The sequence below is a fragment of the Paenibacillus glufosinatiresistens genome (genome assembly GCF_031470375.1).
Classification (GTDB): Bacteria; Bacillota; Bacilli; order Paenibacillales; family Paenibacillaceae; genus Paenibacillus_AQ; species Paenibacillus_AQ glufosinatiresistens.
Window position 1 is genome coordinate 1 of sequence record NZ_JAVFHT010000028.1, and the last position, 19,614, is coordinate 19,614.

General features: G+C 62.0%; 14 protein-coding genes. 11 read left to right on the plus strand and 3 right to left on the minus strand.

Annotated features, from left to right (window positions below; all coding sequences use genetic code 11):
- Together RBI05_RS18450 and RBI05_RS18455 are read right to left on the minus strand one after the other, a co-directional pair.
- A partial coding sequence (locus RBI05_RS18450) for a beta-ketoacyl synthase N-terminal-like domain-containing protein (protein WP_310552107.1) occupies positions 1–3,876 on the minus strand: 3,876 nt, incomplete at its 3' end.
- Between the two features lie 11 nt (positions 3,877–3,887).
- On the minus strand, positions 3,888–4,955 hold the full coding sequence (locus RBI05_RS18455; protein ID WP_310552108.1) for a zinc-binding dehydrogenase: 1,068 nt from the start codon (positions 4,953–4,955) through the stop codon (positions 3,888–3,890).
- Between the two features lie 270 nt (positions 4,956–5,225).
- On the opposite strand from RBI05_RS18455, the gene RBI05_RS18460 reads away from it, so the two are divergent.
- The 7 genes from RBI05_RS18460 to RBI05_RS18490 all read left to right on the plus strand — a co-directional run bounded on the left by RBI05_RS18460 (position 5,226) and on the right by RBI05_RS18490 (position 17,010).
- Positions 5,226–9,761, plus strand: coding sequence for an amino acid adenylation domain-containing protein (locus RBI05_RS18460; protein ID WP_310552109.1), 4,536 nt, complete (start codon positions 5,226–5,228; stop codon positions 9,759–9,761).
- A complete protein-coding gene (locus RBI05_RS18465) occupies positions 9,751–11,151 on the plus strand; it encodes a condensation domain-containing protein (protein WP_310552110.1) in 1,401 nt (466 codons plus the stop codon). The genes RBI05_RS18460 and RBI05_RS18465 overlap by 11 nt, the downstream gene beginning before the upstream one ends.
- Positions 11,152–11,163: 12 nt before the next feature.
- On the plus strand, positions 11,164–13,602 hold the full coding sequence (locus RBI05_RS18470) for a PEP/pyruvate-binding domain-containing protein (protein WP_310552111.1): 2,439 nt from the start codon (positions 11,164–11,166) through the stop codon (positions 13,600–13,602).
- Positions 13,599–15,011: an MFS transporter gene (locus RBI05_RS18475; RefSeq protein WP_310552112.1), complete on the plus strand. Its 1,413-nt coding sequence runs from the start codon at positions 13,599–13,601 to the stop codon at positions 15,009–15,011. Before RBI05_RS18470 ends, RBI05_RS18475 begins: the two co-directional genes overlap by 4 nt.
- 6 nt (positions 15,012–15,017) lie before the next feature.
- Entirely contained in the window at positions 15,018–16,124 is a 1,107-nt protein-coding gene (locus RBI05_RS18480) for a hypothetical protein (protein ID WP_310552113.1), read from the plus strand.
- Positions 16,125–16,181: 57 nt separating this feature from the next.
- A complete protein-coding gene (locus tag RBI05_RS18485) occupies positions 16,182–16,643 on the plus strand; it encodes a hypothetical protein (RefSeq protein WP_150458855.1) in 462 nt (153 codons plus the stop codon).
- Positions 16,644–16,812: 169 nt separating this feature from the next.
- On the plus strand, positions 16,813–17,010 hold the full coding sequence (locus tag RBI05_RS18490) for a hypothetical protein (RefSeq protein ID WP_310552114.1): 198 nt from the start codon (positions 16,813–16,815) through the stop codon (positions 17,008–17,010).
- Positions 17,011–17,143: 133 nt separating this feature from the next.
- Here RBI05_RS18490 and RBI05_RS18495 read toward each other — a convergent pair whose 3' ends face one another.
- Positions 17,144–17,974, minus strand: a complete 831-nt coding sequence (locus RBI05_RS18495) for a serine/threonine protein kinase (RefSeq protein WP_150459911.1) — start codon at positions 17,972–17,974, stop codon at positions 17,144–17,146.
- Between the two features lie 160 nt (positions 17,975–18,134).
- Here RBI05_RS18495 and RBI05_RS18500 point away from each other — a divergent pair, with 160 nt between their 5' ends.
- Genes RBI05_RS18500 through RBI05_RS18515 form a run of 4 tightly spaced genes read left to right on the plus strand, consistent with a single transcriptional unit; the run spans position 18,135 to position 19,535 of the window.
- Complete coding sequence (locus RBI05_RS18500) at positions 18,135–18,422, plus strand: nucleoside-diphosphate sugar epimerase (protein WP_150459910.1); 288 nt, start codon at positions 18,135–18,137, stop codon at positions 18,420–18,422.
- 16 nt (positions 18,423–18,438) lie between these two features.
- Entirely contained in the window at positions 18,439–18,792 is a 354-nt protein-coding gene (locus RBI05_RS18505) for a restriction endonuclease subunit S (RefSeq protein ID WP_310552115.1), read from the plus strand.
- Positions 18,789–19,097 (plus strand): hypothetical protein, encoded by a 309-nt coding sequence (locus RBI05_RS18510; protein WP_150459908.1) that lies wholly within the window; start codon positions 18,789–18,791, stop codon positions 19,095–19,097. The genes RBI05_RS18505 and RBI05_RS18510 overlap by 4 nt, the downstream gene beginning before the upstream one ends.
- 9 nt (positions 19,098–19,106) lie before the next feature.
- A complete protein-coding gene (locus RBI05_RS18515; protein WP_310552116.1) occupies positions 19,107–19,535 on the plus strand; it encodes a hypothetical protein in 429 nt (142 codons plus the stop codon).
- Positions 19,536–19,614 lie beyond the last annotated feature (79 nt).

Here is a 19,614-nt window from a genome sequence, read left to right on the forward strand (position 1 = left end):
TGCCCGTTCGTCCAGCGCCTCGCGCAGCGCCGCCGCCCACTCGGAAGCGGAGCGGCCGGCGACGAACAGACGGAACGACCGGTGATCCCGGCGGCGGGCGGCGTTGTAGCCGATGGCCCCGATGGAAGCCGGGGCCGTGTCCAGGTAGCCGGCGTAGCGGCGGGCCATGTCCGCGAGCGCGGCCGGCGAGTGCGCCGACAGCGGCAGCGGGAGAAGCGGAGCGTCCGTTGCCTCCGGCGTACCGGCGTCGGAAGCTGCCGGCTCGCCGCTTTCGATACAAACCGTACGGTTGACTTTCCCTCCGGTGTGCCGAGAATCGGAAGGCTCCGAAGGGGCGCCAGGAGCCGCACCCTTTAACAGATGCCCGCCGTTCTCTTCGGAGACGGCCGCCTCCTTCCAGGCCGCCTGGAGCACGACGTGGGCGTTGGTGCCGCCGAAGCCGAAGGAGCTGACGCCGGCCAGCGGCGCTTCGCCGGGCTCTCCGACCGGCCAGGCCGAAGGAGCGGTCTGCACCTTCAGCGGCAGGCGGTCAAACGGAATGCGCGGGTTGGCCTCGCCGAAGTGCAGGCTGGCGGGAAGCTCGCGGTGCCACAGGGCCAGCGCGGTCTTGATGAGACCGGCGACGCCGGCGGCCGCTTCCAGATGGCCGATGTTCGTCTTCACCGAGCCGATGGCGCACAGCTGGCCTTCGGGGCGGCCCTCGGCCAGCACGGCGCCGAGCGCGGCGGCTTCGATCGGATCGCCGAGCGGCGTCCCGGTGCCGTGCGTCTCGATGTAGCGCAGATCGCCGGGCGAGACGCCGGCCCGGGAATAGGCGCTGCGCAGCACGGCTTCTTGAGCCTGGCGGCTGGGAGCGGTCAGGCCGTTGCTGCGGCCGTCCTGGTTGACAGCCGAGCCGCGGATCACGGCATAGATGCGGTCGCCGTCGGCGCGGGCCTGCTCCAGCGTCTTGAGCACCAGCAGTCCGGCGCCTTCGCCGCGGACATAGCCGTCGGCGCGGGCGTCAAAGGACTTGCAGCGGCCGTCGGGAGCCATGGCGCCCATCTTGGCGAAATTAATCGACAGATCGGGCGCGAGAATCAGATTGACGCCGCCGACGAGCGCGACCGAGGCTTCGCCGGCGGCCAGCGCGCGGCAGGCGAGATGAACGGCGACGAGCGACGAAGAGCAAGCGGTATCGACAGCCAGGCTGGGGCCGCGCAGATCGAGCAGATAGGACAGGCGGTTGGCGGCGATGCTGAGCGCGCCACCGGTGCCGGAGTAGATGTCGATCCGGTCGGGATCGGCAAAGAGGCGGCGGGAATAATCGCTGGCGCTGATGCCGACGAAGACGCCGGTGTCGGAACCGGCGAGGGAAGCGGCAGGCAGCCCGGCGTCGTCCAGCGCCTCGGCGGCCAGCTCCAGCAGCAGGCGCTGCTGCGGGTCCATGCTGTCGGCTTCGCGGGCGGAGAGGCCGAAGAAGCCGGGATCGAAGGCATCGACGGCGCCGAGGAAGCCGCCCCAGCGGGACGAGGTTTTGCCGGGGACAGCGGCGTCGGGATCGAAGAAGCGGTCCAGATCGAAGCGGTCGGCGGGAACTTCGCCGACGGCATCCAGGCCCTGGCGAAGCAGGGACCAGAAGGCGTCCGGGTCCGGGGCACCGGGGAAGCGGCAGGCGATGCCGACGATGGCGACCGGACCGGCGACGCTGTCTGCCTCATCGGATCCGGGATGTTCCAAGCTCTCCCGGATCGGAGGCTGCCCGTTCTCCTTCCGGTCTGACCCCTGCTTGTCCGCTGCGCTGCGGCCTGGAAGGTCTCCCGTTCCGTTCGCGGCACCGAAATGACGGGCAACGGCGGCGATGCCGGGGAAGTCCCAGGCGAGCGTGTCGGAGACTGGCCGGCCGAGCCAGTTCTGGAACCGACCGGCCAGCTCGACGGCCTGGACGGAGTCGAGGCCGTAGTCTGAGAAAGGACGCTGCGGGTCGATCCGGGCGGGGGAGAGCCCGAGCGTGCGGCTCAGCTCGGCGGTCAGCCAGCGTTCGATGGCTGCCGGGGCGGGGCCATTCCCGTTCTCCGCTTCGCTCCGGCCGGTTTCGCTTCCGGGTCTGCCCGCGGCCGGAGCTGCCGGAATTCCCATTCCGGCAGCGGCTTCGGCTTGTTCAGAGCTGGAGGTCTCCTCACCTTCGCGCCACTGAGCGACGACGGTAAGCTGGTCCTCCAGAAACTCGGCGCGGGCGGCGCGGCGCTGGATTTTGCCGCTGGAGGTCTTGGGCAGGGAGCTCTGGCGGATGAGGACGACGGCGTAAGGCGAGACGTCATACTCCTGAAAGACGGCCCGGCGAATCGAGGCCATGGCCTCGCCGGTGTCCTTCGTATGCCGGGCGACTTCCTGGACCACCACCAGCCGCTCCTCCCCGGCGATCTCCACCGTAAAGGCGGCGGAGGCGCCGGGCAGAAGAGCGGGATGGCTGCGTTCGCTGACCAGCTCCAGGTCCTGCGGGTAGAGGTTGCGGCCGCGGATCAGAATGAGATCCTTGATGCGGCCGGTCACGAACAGCCGGCCTTCATCGAGGAAGCCGAGATCGCCGGTGCGCAGGAACGGCCCGTCGCCGGAGCCGGCGAGGGTCGCCTGAAAGACCTCGGCGGTGACGTCGGGCCTGCGCCAGTAGCCCAGCGCCACGGAAGGGCCGGACAGCCAGATTTCGCCGACGGTGCCGTCCGGGCACACTTCCCGCGTCTCGGGATGAACGATGGCCATACGGGTACGGTCGGAAGAAGGGCCGCAGCTGACGAGCTCGGCGGCGGAGGCTTTGTCGGACGGTTCCTGCAGCTCGTGGCGTTCCAGAGCGACACGGTCGGCGCTTCGCAGCTCGGGAACGCCGCTGTGGCCGGCGACGAGGAGCGTAGCTTCGGCCAGTCCGTAGCAGGGAGCGGCCGCCTCGGGCGGGAATCCGGCGGGGGCGAAGCGCTCGGCGAAGGCGGCAAGCGTGGAGGCGCGGACCGGCTCGGAGCCGTTGGCAGCGACGCGCATAGAGGAGAGATCCAGGGAAGCGGCAGCTTCATCTGTAATTTTTTTCACACAGAGTTCATAGCCGAAGTTCGGAGCAGCCGTGAAGGTGCCCCGGTAGCGGGACATGGCCTCCAGCCAGAGCAGCGGGCGCTGGATGAAGGATACGGGAGCCATAAGGACAATGAACGCACCCAGATAGAGGGAGGTCAGGATCATGCCGATCAGTCCCATATCGTGGAACGCCGGCAGCCAGGAGACGCAGACTTCCCGCTCCGTAAGCCCCCACTGGGAACGGATCATATCGCAGTTGCAGAGCAGGTTATGATGGCTGACCATGACGCCCTTGGGCTGGCCGGTCGAACCGGACGTGTACTGCAGAAAAGCCAGAGTATCGCCGGTCAGCGGCACCGGGCGGAAGGCATCTTCCTGCGGCAGACCGCCGCGGTCGGTGGCCCGCCAGGCCAGCCCGGCCAGCCGGGGATGCTCGTCCAGCCCGCGGGAGACGCGTCCGAGAATATCCCCGGTGGTCAGCACGGCGCAGGCGTCGGCGTCGGCGACGATGGCCTGGAGACGGAGCAGATGCCGGTTCTGTTTGGGCGGATAGGCGGGGACGGCTACGACGCCGGCATAGAGGCAGCCGAAGAAGGCGGCGATGAAGTCGAGTCCCGGCGGATAGAGCAGCAGGACCCGGTCGCCGGGAGAAGCGATCTCCTGGACCAGGGCCGCGACAGAGCGGATCTTTCGGTCCAGCTCGCCGTATGTATAGCTTCCGTTCTCCAGCCCGGAGTCAAGCAGGTACAAGCATGCCCGAGCTTCCGGCTGCTGCCGGGCTCTGAGGCGGAACATATCGGTCAGCGTCTCAATCTGGAGCGATTCAAAGAGCATGGTCATCCTCCTCATACATAGTTATAAGCGGATTTGGCCTCCCAGGGAGTCAGAATGATTCGGCCTACCCGGTTGTCGCTCTCGAACCGGCTATGCGCTTCGGCTGCATGTTCCAGGGGAAGAATGCGGTCGATCAGGGGCTTGATATGACCGGTCTTGACGAACTTCCAGCCTTCTTGAACTTCATACTTGTTCATGGAGTGACAGCCGAGCAGACTGAGCTGCTTCCAGAAGAGAACGCGCAGGTCCAGCTGGGCGTGGAATCCGGTCGTATTGCCGCAGGTGACGAGTCTGGCCCCGTAGGCCATGCACTGGATGCTCGTATTCCAGGTGTTGACTCCTGTATGCTCAAATACAACATCCACTCCGCGCTTGTCGGTCAATTTGCGGACCGTTCTGAAGACATTCTCGGTTCGGTAGTTGATGGTCTCGTCGGCTCCAAGCTGCCTTGCCGCTTCCAGCTTCTCGTCGGAGCCGGCCACGGCGATTACGCGGGCATTGAAGAGTTTCGCAATCTGGATGGCGGTCGTTCCGATGCCGCTGGTCGCTCCCCAGATGAGAACGGTTTCGCCGGGCTGTATCCGGGCGCGCGTCACAAGCATATGCCAGGAAGTGCCCAGGCAGGCGGTGAGGGAAGCGGCTTCCTCATAGGTGACCGTATCCGGAATGGGAAAAACATTGGCTTCCGGCAGGTTCGCGTATTGGACGTATCCGCCCATGCGGGGGCCGGTCTGAAACCCCCAGACCCGGGTGTTTCTGCAGAAATATTCCCGGCCGGATGTGCAATCCGAACAGATCCGGCAGGACAGAATGGGATGCACGGCCACGCGGTCGCCGACCTTAACCGTAGTCACCCGCTTGCCGATCTGCACGATCTCCCCCGCGGCGTCGGTTCCCGGGATATGGGGAAGAGTGAACTTGATGCCGGGCAATCCCTGCCGGGCCCAGATATCGTTGTAGTTCATGCCGACCGCCTTGATCCGGACTACAACCTCGTGTTCTCCCGCTTCGGGTTCCTCCATCTCCTCATAGCGTAGCACTTCAGGACCCCCATGCTCATAGAACAGAACACCTTTCATCGCCGCATCCTCCATTCACTAGTTTTAATTTGAAAGAGAAAAACGAAAGTAATTAAGTAGATGAATTAAATGACACTTTAATCAAAAATTGTTCTATTTTGTAAAAAAACCGATTGTCAGATATTACAATAATATGTTAACGTACTTTTTGTAAAGAAAAAGTTACAAATCTATAATCTCCCAAAATCCTGAAAATTTAGGATAAAAACAACCCGCTGTCATCGGAATTGGGACATGAATTCCATGATATGGTAAAAGGAGTGTAAAGACTTGATATTGACCGATTCTTTGCCCATTCATGATCTGTTCTCGGAAGCGGCGGCACGTTGGAAAGATCGCACAGCGGTTTGTTTTGACGGCCGGGAGTTGTCTTACTCCGAACTGGACGCCGAATCGAACCGACTTGCGCGGCTGCTCAGGCAGGAAGGGGTATCCCGGGGAGAGCTGGTTGGAGTCCTGATGGACAAGTCGGAATTCCTCCCCGTGGCTCTGCTGGGCATATTGAAATCCGGCGCGGCCTACGTGCCTCTCGATCCGCTCCAGCCGCTGCTTCGGCTGAAAGAGATCGCCGTTCAGGCCCGTTTGCGAACGGTTGTCATTCATTCGGGATCGGCCGGCAAAGCGAATCAGCTTGCCGAAGGAACGCCTCTGCTGAAGAAGATTGTTCCTGTAAATGAAGGGCTCTTCAGGTGCTCCTCCGAACCTCTGGAAAGCGTCAACACGACGGAAGATCTGGCCTGCGTGCTGTTCACTTCAGGCACCACCGGAGTTCCCAAGGGCGTCATGCTTCACCACCGGGGCCTGGTCAACTCTCTGGCCTCCAACTACCGGGAATTTGGTCTCAATGAGAACGACCGGTACCTCAACGTCTCGCCTTACGGATTTGATATGTCGCTGTTCGAAATCTTCAGCCCGCTGCTTGGCGGCGGCTGCCTCTGCCTTCTCCCTTCATCCGATGTCCAAGACCCCTGGATTATTGCCCGATCTCTTGAACAGTATCGAATCACCGTATGGAATTCCGTTCCGACGACATGGTCGCTCTGGACGAATCTGCTCGGTCCGCGCCTGCGCCCCGACCTTGGGTCGCTCCGTCTGGCTTTTCTCGGCGGAGAGCGGCTGCCCGTTGCCTTTATTAACCGGGCTGCCGAGCACCTCCCGAACACGCAGCTTGTCAACGTCTATGGCCCCACGGAAACCTCGATCTGGATGAGCTGTCATCCCGTTGAAGTCCCGCTTCCGGAAGGAACCGAGCGGGTTCATGTCGGCAAGCCAATTGCCAATGTTCAGGTCTACATTATCGACCCCGACGATGCAACCAGACTCTGCGGTCCGGGAGAAGTGGGCGAAATTTGCATTTCGGGCGTGGGCGTCGCCTGCGGCTATCTGCATGACGAGGCAAGAACGCAAGCCTCCTTCATTCCGAATCCGTTCGTCGCTGAAGGCGGCCGTCTGTACAGAACCGGGGATCTCGGAACCTGGCTCCCGGGCGGCAACCTGGATATAGTGGGCAGGCGCGATATGCAGGTCAAGATCCGCGGCTTCCGGATTGAACTGGGCGAGATCGAGAGCCAGGCGCTGACCTGCCCGGGCATTGTACGGACGGCTGCAGCGGTCCGCGAGACTTCGGACGGAAGCAAGGAAATGCTCTGCTTCGCAGTCAGCGAGTCCGAGAAAGATATCGACGCGCTGCGGGCCCATCTCAAAGAACGGCTGCCCGCCTATATGCTGCCGCACCGGATATGCCGGGTCGATTCCATTCCTGTCAATGGCAACGGAAAGACCGATCGCACCGCCCTGATTCAGCAGTGGCAGCAAGCGGATAAGAGTCCTTCTTCTTTGCCGGAGGCTTCTCCGGAGTTCTCCCCTGCCGTTTCGGCGGAAGAATTGAGAAGAACGGTCGAAGAGATTTGGACGTCCGTGCTGGAACACAGCGATTTTCAGGGAGATACGTCCTTCTTCGATGCCGGAGGAGACTCGATCAAGGTCGTCAAGGTCAAAATGTCGCTGGATGATAGCTTCCCGGGTGCGGTTGATGTCGCCGATCTGTTCACCCATCCGACCGTCGACAGCCAGACGCGCATGCTGGCGGACAAGCTGGGCGGATCGCAGGCGGAGGCGGCTGCCGCACAGGCGGAGGAGCGTCCGGCTGCGAATCGGAATGCGGCTTCTCTGCAATCCGCAGGAGCAGACAGGAGAGAATGGGCGGAGGCCGCAGGCGAGAACGACGTTGCCATTATCGGTCTGGCCTGCCGCCTGCCGGGAGGCGAGTCCCCTGAAGCGTTCTGGAGAATGCTGGAGGGCGGTGAAACGCCGATCGGCGTTATGTCCGAATCGCGGTTGAAAGCGATTCATCCGATTGGAGCGGGCATCCGGCCGGAGCAGGCGTCCCGGGGAGCTTTTCTCGAAGAAATCGACCGGTTCGACGCCCTCTTCTTCCATATGTCACCGAAGGAAGCGGGACTCATTGATCCGCAGCAGCGGCTGCTGCTTGAAGTGGTCCAGGAGGCCCTCGACTATGCCGGATACGGCGGCAGCAAGCTTGCAGGAAGCCGGACGGGCGTCTTCGTGACGGCGTCGAGCAGCGATTACATGGCTGCAATTGCCCAGAGCCCCGCCGCCAAGGAACCGTTCGCCCTGCTCGGCAACCAGCCGAATATGGTGGCGAATCGCATCTCTTACTTCCTGGATCTGCACGGACCGAGCGTCTTCGTGGATACCGCATGCTCTTCGTCCCTGGTAGCGGTACATCAGGCCTGCCGCAGTCTGCTTGCCGGCGAATGCGCAATGGCGCTGGCCGGCGGTGTTGCGCTTCATCTCAGCCCGGAACGCTTCTCCGTGGTGAATAATCTCAACATCACCTCCCCGAGCGGCCGCTGCCTGCCGTTCGATGAGAAAGCCGACGGCACCGTGGCCGGCGAAGGGGCTGGAGCTGTGCTGCTGAAGCCGCTGCAGGCGGCAATCGAGGACGGGGATTTCATCCACGCCGTCATCAAGGGAACAGCCGTCAACCACGGCGGACGGGCTGCTGTACTGACTGCGCCCAACCCGGCCGCGCAGAGCGCCGTAATCCGGGAAGCGCTGGAGCGGTCCGGCTGCGAGCCCGGCAGCATCTCCTACATCGAGACCCACGGGACAGGAACTCCGCTTGGCGACCCGATTGAAATTCAGGCGCTGGAGAAAGTCTTTGCTCCGGCAAGCCCTGTGGCGGACATCCATATCGGCTCGGTCAAAGGGGTGATCGGACATCTGGGCGAAGCGGCCGGAATTGCCTCGCTGGTGAAGACCGTGATGGCCCTCCGCAGCCGAACTCTGCCGGGACAGCCTCAATTTGACAAGCCGAACCCCGAGCTTCACCTCGGACGGACGCCGTTTCGGATCGCCAAAACCTTTGCCCCGTGGGAGACGCCGGACGGCGTCCGCCGCGCAGGGATCAGCTCCTTCGGTCTTGGGGGCAGCAATGCGCATCTCATCGTGGAGCAGGCTCCCGAGCGGCCCGCAGTCCCGGCAGGGACCGAACGGCCCGCCCATCTGCTGACGCTCTCGGCCTGGACGGCGGAAGCGCTGGAGGAACAGATTCGGCAGATTGCGCGCCGCTTCCAATCCGATCCGGAACTGTCTCTGCCGGACGCCTGCTATACGCTGAACACGGGGAGAATGCGGCTGCCTGTACGCTACGCCGCTGTGCTGAGCGATGGCGGACAGTGGAGCGCCTGGCAGAACGAAGAAGGCGGAGAACCGAGAGGAAGCCGTCCGTTCTCGGCCGGCGGGAGCGTGCCCCCTGGTGCAGGGAAGGCCCATGTATTCGTAATCGGCGACGGACCCGGAATGTTGCGCTGTGCGCGTTCGCTCTATGAGTCGAACCCGCGGTTCCGCGAAGGGTTCAGCCGCCTGCTGAACCTGCCGCCGGGAAGCGATGCGGCGGCCCTGCTGACCAATCCGCAGGCTCCAGATACAGTACGGTTCGCCGCCGGCTGCCTGATAGCGGAACAATGGAAGACCTGGGCGCCGTCCTCCCGTATCGCCGGGTTGGGAACCGGGGCTCTGGCGGCCCGCTGTGTCCGCGGCGAATGGACGGCGCAGGAAGCGATGCTCCGGCTATGGGGAGGAGAGAAGACACCCGAGGAGAGCGGCGATCTCAGCGTCCTGACCCTAACGGAGCTCCTAACCAACGAAGCGGGTCCGGGAGCGGCGGTGGCTGGAGTAGGGCTGGAAGAACGCCGGGCCGAGCTTGCCGCTGCCGTGGAACTCGGCTTTGAACCGGTCATGGATCTCTCGGACGAGGCCCCGGAGGATGAGGTGCTGCTGCGTCAGTTGGCCCGCCTGTTCGTTCAGGGAGTGGAACTCGACGGGGAAGCCTGGGACGCCGGTTATTCGCGGAGAAAGGCCTTGCTTCCTTCCTACCCGTTCCAGCGCCGGCGGCACTGGTTCGCGGAAGCTCTGGAAGATGCCGAGCCTGCGGCGGCTCCGGCTGCCGTTGCTCCGGCCGAAGTTGCAGTTTTGCCGGTGAAGCCGGCAGAGCAGAGAATTTTAAATGAAGAGGAACTGGCTGCGTTTCTGGTAGAAGCGATCCAATCCCTGCTGGTTGAACCGGTGGAGTTCGGAGTCGATACCGATTTTGCGGACATTGATCTGGATTCACTGATTCTGGTGGAGTTGAACAGCATGATCCGGGAACATACCGGGGTTGCTGTCAATCCGCGGCTTCTGTATGAATATCCGTCCGCCCGCCTGCTGGCGGCAGCGATTATGAGCAAGGCGCAGGAAGAGACGTCCGAAGAGACAGAGGAGGTTAACCATGTCCATTGACCAGCAGCATCTGCCTGCACAGATTGAGAGCATCATTCCGCTCAGTCCGGCTCAGAAATGGTGGAATTGGGCCCGGCAGCCGATTCTGAACGTGGAGGTGCACGGCGTTCTGCATTTTCCGGTCAGCAAAGAGCTGTTCGGGCGCACCTGGGAAATCCTGCTTGAACGCCATCCTCTGCTGCGCGCCGTCTTTCCGCAACGGGAACAGAGCGAGCATATGCAGATTCTGAAGCTTCCGGGTCCGCTGCCGTTCATCATGGAGGACCGGACGGAAGAATCTGAAGAAGCATTCTGGGATTCACTGAAAGACCGCACGGCTGCGCTCCACCGGAAGGTAGATTTAACCCGCTGGCCGCTTATTCAGGTTGCGATGTACACCAAGGGCAGCGAATCGCATCTCCTTCTGGCTCTGCCGACGCTGATCGGCGATATCCTGATGGTGAAGGCGCTCAGCCGGGAGTTCACGGTCATTTACCGGGCGCTGCAGCTTGGGATGAATCCTCCGGCGGCCGGAGCGCCCGATGATTACGGCGATTATATCCGGTTCCTGGACAATTTCCCGCGGGAGAAGCTGAATACCTATGTGAATAAATGGACAGACGAACGCTCGCCGGTCCGGCTGGAGCTGCCGTATGACCACAGGCAGGGCGGGAATACCTTGGAGACGGAGCGAATGCACTTGCTGGCCTGGCCGCTTCCGGCGGCTATTGTACAGCAGGAAGGCAGAACCGGAGCGGCGGTCGCTATTTACTCTTATATCTGGCTGGCGCTTGTCCGGGTGCTCGGAGAGTGGACAGGCAGGGAAGACATTACGGTCTGCGAACGAACCATTGGCCGAAATTTGCCGCTGGACCGCAATCTGTTCAAATCCGCAGGCTTCTATGCCGTCGATTACCCGGTTCGACTCTCGTTTGAGCCCGATATGTCGATCCGCGACCAGCTGGAGACGGTATCCCGCCATCTGGAGGACGGCTCGCTGCAGGGCGCGCTCTATAACTATGCGTATGGATTGGGCTTGAATCTGCCGCTTCCGCATGAGCAGACGTCCGTACGGATCGACTTCTTCGGCCGCGCGGATTCTTTCCGCGCTACCGGCGTAGAACTGATTGACGGAAGGGCCCGCTTCGGGTTCAACGGGAGCGAACCGACGCTGAATTACGGCTTCGAGAATGTAGGTCCCTACTATACCAAGTTCTCCCGCAAGGGCGACCGGCTGTATGAACTGGATCTGTCGGGGCTGATTGCGAACGGAGAACTGTTGCTGGGCATTTACTACAGTGATTCCCTATTCAGACTGCGGACGATCCAGAAGTTCGCCGATTCGCTCGGAGCAGAGCTGACCCGGATTGCGGAGGATGCCGCCCGAGCAGGCATCCGCTGCGTTTATTGAGGAGGAAGAGCGATGAATATTCTTGGGCTGGAGGAAGCCTCTGCCCGCATGTTGGGTGAAGTCGGGGGAAAAGGAGCGAACCTGGGGGAAATGCTGAGTCTCGGTCTTCCGGTTCCTCCGGGCTTCTGCGTTACAACGGGCGCTTATCGCAGGGTGATAGAGGCATGCCGCCTGATGGAGCGGCTGGAAGAGCCGCTTCGCCGCCGGAACTGGCGCGCATGCTCCGAGGCGGCGCAGGAGTGTCTGGCAAGCGCCGGGCTGCCGGAAGGTCTGTCCCGGGAACTGCTGAATGCCTACCATAGGCTGGGCGGCGGAAAGGTCGCCGTCCGCTCCTCGGCTACCGCGGAGGACCTGTCGGGCGCTACTTTTGCCGGCCAGCAGGAGACCTTTCTGAACGTGGAAGGCGAAGTTCAACTGCTCGACGTGCTCCGGAGCTGCTGGGCTTCAATGTGGAGCGAACGGGCGCTGGATTATCGGGATCGTCGGGGAGTTCCGCATACGGAGACGGCCATCGGCGTCGTGATTCAGCGCATGGTTCCCGCCGAATCGGCGGGCGTGCTGTTCACGGTGGACCCTGTCCGCAATGACCGGGGGCATATGCTGGTCGAAGCTGCGGCGGGATTGGGCGAGGCGCTGGTCTCCGGGCAGACGGCCGGTGAGGTGTTCCGGCTGGACCGGCGCGGCCATGCGCTGAAGATTGCCGAGAGAGGGGACGGCGACAGCGTGCGTCCGGTTATCGGGGATGCTGCCGTTCTGGAGCTGGGAAGGCTTGGGCTCCGGCTTGAACAGCATTTTGGCTGCCCGCAGGATGTGGAATTCGCCTGTTCGGCGGGCCGCGTCTATCTGCTTCAGACCCGGGCCATCACCACGCTGTCCGGAGAAATCCGTCTTCCTGCGGAGAAACGGCTGACCCCCATTCAGAAATTCGTCATGGGAAAGGTGACGGAGCGCTTTCCGGTTCCGCCGAAACCGCTCGATGTCATTACCGCCCGGATTTTTATCGGAGGTTCGGTTCACGTCTTCCGCCAGTTCGGCTTCATCTTCCCGGGAACTTCTTCCGGAAGCGAGCTGGAGCAGTGGGCCGAGGCCTTCCGGATTCCGAACCCCCGTCCCAGCGTGAAGCTGCTCGGCCTTCCGGCCTGCATCTCGGAGATGCTGAGCCGGAACTGGGCGGCATGGTGGGAGAACGAATACCGCCGGAAGCTGGAGGAGATATGCGCTCCTGTGCCGCTCGGCGGCATGCCGGAAGCGGAGCTGCTGGCCCGCTTCGAACGTGTGACCGCAGCCTGGACGGAGACGATGGAGGAACGCGCCAAGGGGACTTTTGCCATGAATATCGCGGAACGGCTGCTTAAGGTTCACCTGGTGCTGGCGCTTGGTCCCCGCAGAGCCGATGAAGCGCTGGGAGATCTGCTGCAGGATCTGGGCACGCGGACAACCGATGTTAATCAAGCGATGTGGGAATTGGCCGAGGCGGCGAGCCGTCGTCTGGAACTGCTGGAGCAGGCGTCGGAAGGGACCGGCGAAATCGCGGATGAGGCCTTTCGGACCATGCTGGAGACGTTCATGCAGGAGTACGGCCACCGCGAGGGCATGACCTGGTATCTCTCCACACCGGTCTGGCGCAAAGACCCCCGGCCGGTCTACAGCATACTCCGCGGCCTGGCCCGGCTGGATTCCTATCCGTTCGCTGCCCGGGGAGAGCAGTATCGCGAGACCCGCGAACGGGTCAGACGCAAGCTGCGCTATCTGCCGGGATTCTCCTCCCGGTTCAGCCGGTTGGCCGATCGCTACCGGGATTTACAGGTATTCGAAGAGAACAGCCATTTCGACCTGACGCGTCCTCTGGCCGCTCTGCAGGAGATCGCCGGCGAGTGCGGCCTGCGCTTTCACCGGACAGGTCTGCTCTCGGAGCCGGAAGACATCTATTATCTGTTCGGGGAAGAGCTGACCGCCTGGCTGTCGGGGAAACTTCTTGAACCGGAAGAGGCGCGGCTGCTGCTGGAGCGCCGCAAACGGATCTACCGCGAGATGAACAACCGCTGGCAGGCCCGCTTTCTGGAGGAGGGCGGACGGTCCGCCGGCGACAAGCTGGAAGGCAAGGCGGCCAGCGCCGGCATTGCCCGCGGAAGAGCGCGGATCATTCTTTCGGAGAAGGATTTCCACCTTATGGAACCCGGCGATATCCTCGTCTGTCCGTATACGAATCCTTCCTGGACTCCGTTGTTCGCCTCCGCGGCGGCCGTAGTGACCGAGACGGGCAATGCGGTCTCCCATGCGGCGATTGTCGCCCGGGAATACGGAATTCCTGCGGTGATGGGCGTGCCCGGAGTCACGCGCCAGATTGCCGACGGCCAGGAGATCGTTGTAGACGGGAATGCGGGTACGGTCCGCCGCAGTGCGGCGAAGGTGCCTGTCGCTGCGGCGGGCAAGCAGATGACGGACGCATGAATGCAAAGGCGCGCAACCTGACCGGAATTCTGCTTGCGATGAGCCTGACCGGATTGACCCAGACGATGGTGGCGACAGCGATGCCTTCCATTACTGCCGAGCTTGGAGGAGGCGAGCTGTACAGTTGGGTATTCGGCGCCTATCTTCTGGCGATCTCGGCTCCGATGCTGCTCTACGGCAAGCTGGCGGATGAGATAGGCTGGAGGCCCGTGCTGATTGCGGGCATCGCGCTCTTCCTGACCGGCACCGGGCTTGCGGGAACGAGCCGGACGATGGGGCAGCTGGTAGCTTACAGAGTTCTACAGGGAGTGGGAGCAGGACTGTTAAGCACCTCGGTCCTGGCCGCAGTCGGCGCTCTGTTCGAGGGGAAGGAACGGGCCCGGCTGTTCGGGTATCTGGGAACGGTTCAGGTTCTCGCCAATCTGGCCGGCCCTCTCCTTGGAGGCTGGATCACCGATACGGCCGGCTGGCGCTGGTGTTTCTGGCTGGTGCTTCCTTTTGGTCTTGCCGTCGCTTCTCTCCAGCTGTCGGGACTCCGATCCGAGGGAAGAGTGCCGCTTGGCCGGCTTCGGGGTCTGGATTGGCCTGTGTTTGCCGCGCTCAGCGCAGGTCCGGCCGTGCTCCTGGCCGGCATTCAGGCGTGGAGGAACCACCCGGAGACCTGGGAACTCTGGCTGCTTCTTATTGCCGCTTCGGTTCTGTTCATGGGATGGCAGTTCTCCAGGCAGTCTGCGAAGGAAGAGCCTGTTCTGCCGCCCGCAGTCTTCCGTCACCCGGTTCTGCGCAATGTTCTGCTCGGCGCCTGCATGGCAGGTCTGATTCAGAATGCTTCCATCAGTTATATTCCCTACGTGGCTCATGCGGTGTTCGGCGGCGGTTCGGCGACCCGCTCCGGTCTGATTCTCTTTCCGGTGGTATTGGGCGCAGGGGTATCCGGAATTGTCGGAGGCCGCCTGGCGGGAAAATGGACCTATGTCCGCATCGCGACCTTTGGCTGGTCGGTCAATGGGGCCGGGTTCTTCCTGCTGGCTTACCAGTTGGGCGACGCCAGACAGCCTTTGATGATCGCAGCATCGCTGCTGATCGGGCTGGGCATCGGCTTCCAGCTGCCTTCCTTGCTGCTAGAAGCCCAGGATGCGTTGGGACCTGCAATGCGGGGCATGGCCGGAGGACTGATTCAGATGGCGCGCAACCTGGGCGGGGCCACCGGCATCCCGCTGCTGGGCGCATGGCTTCCATCGGCTGCCGGAGTCTACTCGCTAACCGCCTCCGCTTCTTTGCTCTACACTATGGCTGCCATAGCCGGCGTCAGTCTGGCGGCAAGCCGCGTGTTGGGAACAGCCGGCAAGAGAAGGGATGAGGACGTCGGACGCCCTGGACAGGGCGGTCAAACCATGAAGGAAGGATGATATTAGATGAAGGAATTGATTCGCTGCGGCGGACTGGGGACATCGGCGCATAATCATCAGCCGTGGAAATTCATTGTCGGCGAAGATTATCTCGAGGTTGCGCTTGCTTCCGAACACCTGCTTCCGCAAATGGACCCCAGCGGTCATCAGGCCTATATGGCGCTGGGAACGGCAGTGGAGAATATCCGGGCCGCGGCCCGGGGGATCGGTCTTATGCCGGAAGTAGAACCTCCGGCCGTGTCGGAGGACGGAGCTGTCATCCGCATCCGTCTTCAGCCGGGCCCCGCTCCGACGGATCAGGAGAAGAGTCTCCATCAGGCGGTGACGGAACGCTTCACCAACCGCAATCCCCACGACGGCCGTCCTGTAGAGCCGGAAGTCTGGGGAGATCTGGAGGAGGCGCTGCGCCCCTTCGGCATCAAGATGCACGTCGTGTCTTCCGCGAATGGGGTCAGACGGGTCTCCCGTCTGATCGGGTCGGCGGAACGGTTCGGGCTGGAGCATGCCGGAACCGTGGACGAGACCTACGATTGGCTTCGCTTCTCCGACCAATCCTATGCGGAGAAGGGCGACGGCCTCTGGATGCGCACCATGGGATTTGGACCGGCCGTGGCGCTGGCGGCGAAATTCGTGTTCAAATGGAATCGGATTCGGCTGCTGAACCTGGCCGGATTCAGCCGGGTATACGGTCTTCGGTCCCGGCGGACCGCCTCCAAGTCGGCGTCATGGGTCTTGCTGACGGTAGAGGACAGTTCTCCGGCAGGTTTTATTGTCGCCGGCGAAGGTTATCAGCGCTTCCTGCTCCGGGCCCATGAGCACAATCTGGCCATTCATCCGATGACTTATCTGGTCATGGTCTGTATTATGCTTGCCGAGCGCCCTGACTGCATGACGAAGAGCCAGCGCCGCCGGGCGGAGGCGTTCGACAGGGAAATGCGCGCGGGCTTCGGCATGGAAGACCGGGAATACCCGCTGATTGCCATGCGCATCGGATATGCGCCGCCGCCGGTCTTTCTGGCAAGACGCCGCAAGCCGGTCGTTGAGTACGCTCCTGCGGCTTCGGTCTCTCCGGAAGACCGGCCGACAGCCGTTCTGGAAGAGGTCGGCGTATAAGCCCGAACCGATGCGGAGGCAACGCGGGCGGGCAGGGCGAAGAACAGGAGGAGGCGGATGAACCGATGGTTCCTGGATATTGCCGTTTACCGAAGACGCCTTTTTGACAGCGCGGGAAGCGATGAGCAATTGACGGACTTCATTCTCGAGCTTCTTCCGCTTCAGCGCCAGATGAGAGATTCCGGCCAGGTGGTTCTGATCATCGAGATGCTGCTGTACACCGCGTTCAGCCTGTACCGGCAGCGGGACAGGCAGGCTTATGGCTACCGCTGTCTGGACAAGCTGCTGACCGAAAATCTGTTCCGTCTTTCGCGATGCCAGCTGCTGGATATCGGGATGGTGCTCAGCGAATTGGAGCAGAGAGATCCGGAGACCTGCTGGCTGAAGCGAGCCTGGCATGAGCGCCTGGAGAGCTGCCTTGGCTGCGGCGATCTCACGGCAGCTTCGGGTGTACCCGCTGAGCCGGCTCCGCTGTCGTCGGGAGTCGCCGGCCAACCTGCCGAAACGATCGGGCGATGAGGAATCGCAGCATATGGAATGGACGCGAAGCGCCGCTTGTGCGGCGCTTTTTCTGATGGATCTCGAAAAGAAGGCGCAATGATCTGGAACCGGACGGCCAATCATGCGTAAAGGGACGGTAACCCTTTCATTTAAAATTTAAAATGCTTACGAACAGGAGGCGCTGACCTTGTTAAGAAGAATTCTTCACAAAGTGCTGCATTCTCTGGAACATTCGCGTCACGGCAGTCACCGCAGGCATTCGAGCAGTGCGCATCGAGGCCATCCTACCGGACATTACGGCAACCGGTATTCTTCTTCGGACCGGCCCCGCAACGGCGGACACGGACACGGCTACTACAAGAACCGTTACAGCAGCTCTAGCTGACCGGAGAGCACAACCGGGTTAATTTCCATCCGTCTCCGACGCTGCTGTGAACGGGAATTGAATGAAAGTCAAGAACCCGCCAATCGTTAGTACCTGGCGGGTTCTTTGGCCGGACGGCGCCTCTTAGTCGCTCTTAGGGTCCGGGTGTACGGCAATCTGCCAATATGCCCGTCAATTCGGCGATGCAATCGGCTGTCCCCGCGTACGGCTTGCCGCTGCCGAGGAGTCGGTGCAGAACAGCGTGCAGGGATGAAGACAGATCCAGTTCTTCTTCCCAGACCCGCTCGGGCGCTCCGTGCTCCGGTTCATAGGCGGAGTAGAGCATGAACAGCATCATATGCCCGATATCGCACAGGTCGGATTGAATGCCGGGCGGCCGCAGGGAGCGGGGCATTCCTAAGGCCTCCGTATCGTACTCTTCCCACAGCGGACCCGACCCTCCTCCGATGGGACGGGCCAGTCCGAAATCAATGAGATAAAGGCCGTTTGCCTCAAGCAGGACATTGGGGATGCGCAGGTCCAGATGCACGAAGCCCCGATCATGCACATGGGATACACGCTCCAAGAGCTCAAGCGCCCATTCCAGACACTCCCGTTCGCCGAACCGGCGGCCCTCCGCGAAGATCAGGTCTTCCAGCGTGCGGCCTGCGATATAATCCAGCGCCAGCCAGCTACCCCTGCGATTCTCCCCATAAGCCCGGATTGCCGGAATAAAAGGGTGATCCAGCCCGGACAACACCTCTCGTTCCCGGGCCAGAAGCCGCCGGCCGGCGTCGGCTTTAGTCGGCTTGGCCACTTTGACGGCGACGGCGCCTCCTTCTTTCTCGTCCCGGCAATACAGCACAATTCCATAGCTGCCGATGCCCAGCACACGCTCTGTGCGAAACCGTCCCCCGATCAAGGAGCCGGCAGGATGGCGGTAATCTCTCCAGGCTGCGGCGAATCTTCTCAAGCGGTTCAGCATCTGTCTCCTCCCTTGTCGTGGCGCATGATTTCATTGAAGATTATAGCGCGTGCTCCGTCCCGGGAGAACCGGTCTTCGGAATGTTCCCGCTGCGGCGTTCACCCAACGGGCTCTGCCCGCATAAGCTGTAGCAGGGCGTTTGAGCAAAGGAGACTTGAGGGTGCACAATCACGTTACGAACATTTTGCAGCATATGGCCCACACCCATGAGCAGATGGCCCGGATTCTGGACGCCGAACGCCATGTGGCGGTCCGCCTCTCGGGAATCGTCCACGATTTGCCGGATGCGGAGCCCGACTTCGGCGATATTGCCGGACTGATCGAGAGCGCGGGTCAGGTCAACAAGAACATTACGGCCTATTTGAATGCATTCGCAGATTTACAGGAAGCGATGGCCGAACAGGTCGGCCGGGTTATCAAGGAACTGAACGGCCAGGAAGAAGAGTAGCGGGAGGCCAAGGGTGATGAGCAGAGAACAGGCATATTTAAGAATGCTGGAATCGACGGCGGCCATCCAAGGCAACATCGCGTTGATTCTGGAGGCCAAAGCGGCAGAGGCGGAGAAAGTCCGTCATTGGGCGAATCACCATATCCATTCCAGCGCCTTCGACACCCACGAAGAGCAGTTAAAGGAATCATTGTCGTTCCATGAAGCCATTGTGGAGATGGTCGAAAGTCTGACCAAGCTGGAGAATGGTCTGTGCAGCAATCTGAAGGCGGTTCTCGATACCGGCGGCGAGGACGGCGGCGAGGAAGGCATGGGCGGCGGATTCGGCGGAATGGACGGCGGATTCGATTTCGGGAACACGGACAAATGAGCGCGGCGCGGCTGTCCGAACATGAGGTCAAGCTGGAGATGATCCGCTCCATTGCCCGCAGCCAGTCGGCGCTGGCCGCCATTCTGGAATCGGTTGCAGAGGTAGCCGGAGAATCCCCGCTCGCTGCCCGCAGACTGTGCGACAATGTCCGTATTCTCAGCGAGTATCAGAGTGCCATGTGCCGAATGATGTCGGGCATCTCGCTTGGGCCTGTCAAAACGGGCATTCCCGCGCCTCCCTGGCTGAAGCGTTCCTGCGGTGCGGGCATATCCCGTCCGCAGCCGCGCACCGTACAGAAGGAGTGATGGTTCCATATGAAGAAGAGAGGAACGGCTGGAAGCCGGAAGGCTCTGGTATCCCGCAAAGCCAAAATTCGCAAAATCCGCAAGATTCGTAAAATTCGCAAGGGAACCGGGAGAGCGGTCCGATCCCGTATTCGGCGGCGGGGAAAGAAAGGCTCTCTCCGGAGAATAACCGCGCTGCGGCGGAAAAAACGGCTGCGGCGACGGAGAATATCCCGCAGCATCCGGCCAGTGGAGGTCATTCCGGGACCGCCGGCGGAGCCCGCTGCAGAAGCGGCCCCCTCAACGGTAGAAGTGCCGCTGCCGCCGGATCTGGGCGTTCCTCCCGAAACGCCGCCGGCCGATGCCTTTCAGCAGGGTTACTCGGAGGCCTATGACATAGGCTTCGATGCCGGATTTGCCAAAGGCTTCGAGGATGGACATAAGCTCGAATTTTCTTAATACAGGAGGCGCGCGGCTGCGCAGCCGCCGGGACTGCTCGATCAAGCCGAAGACGGCGTTCGACAGTCCTTTTTTTGTA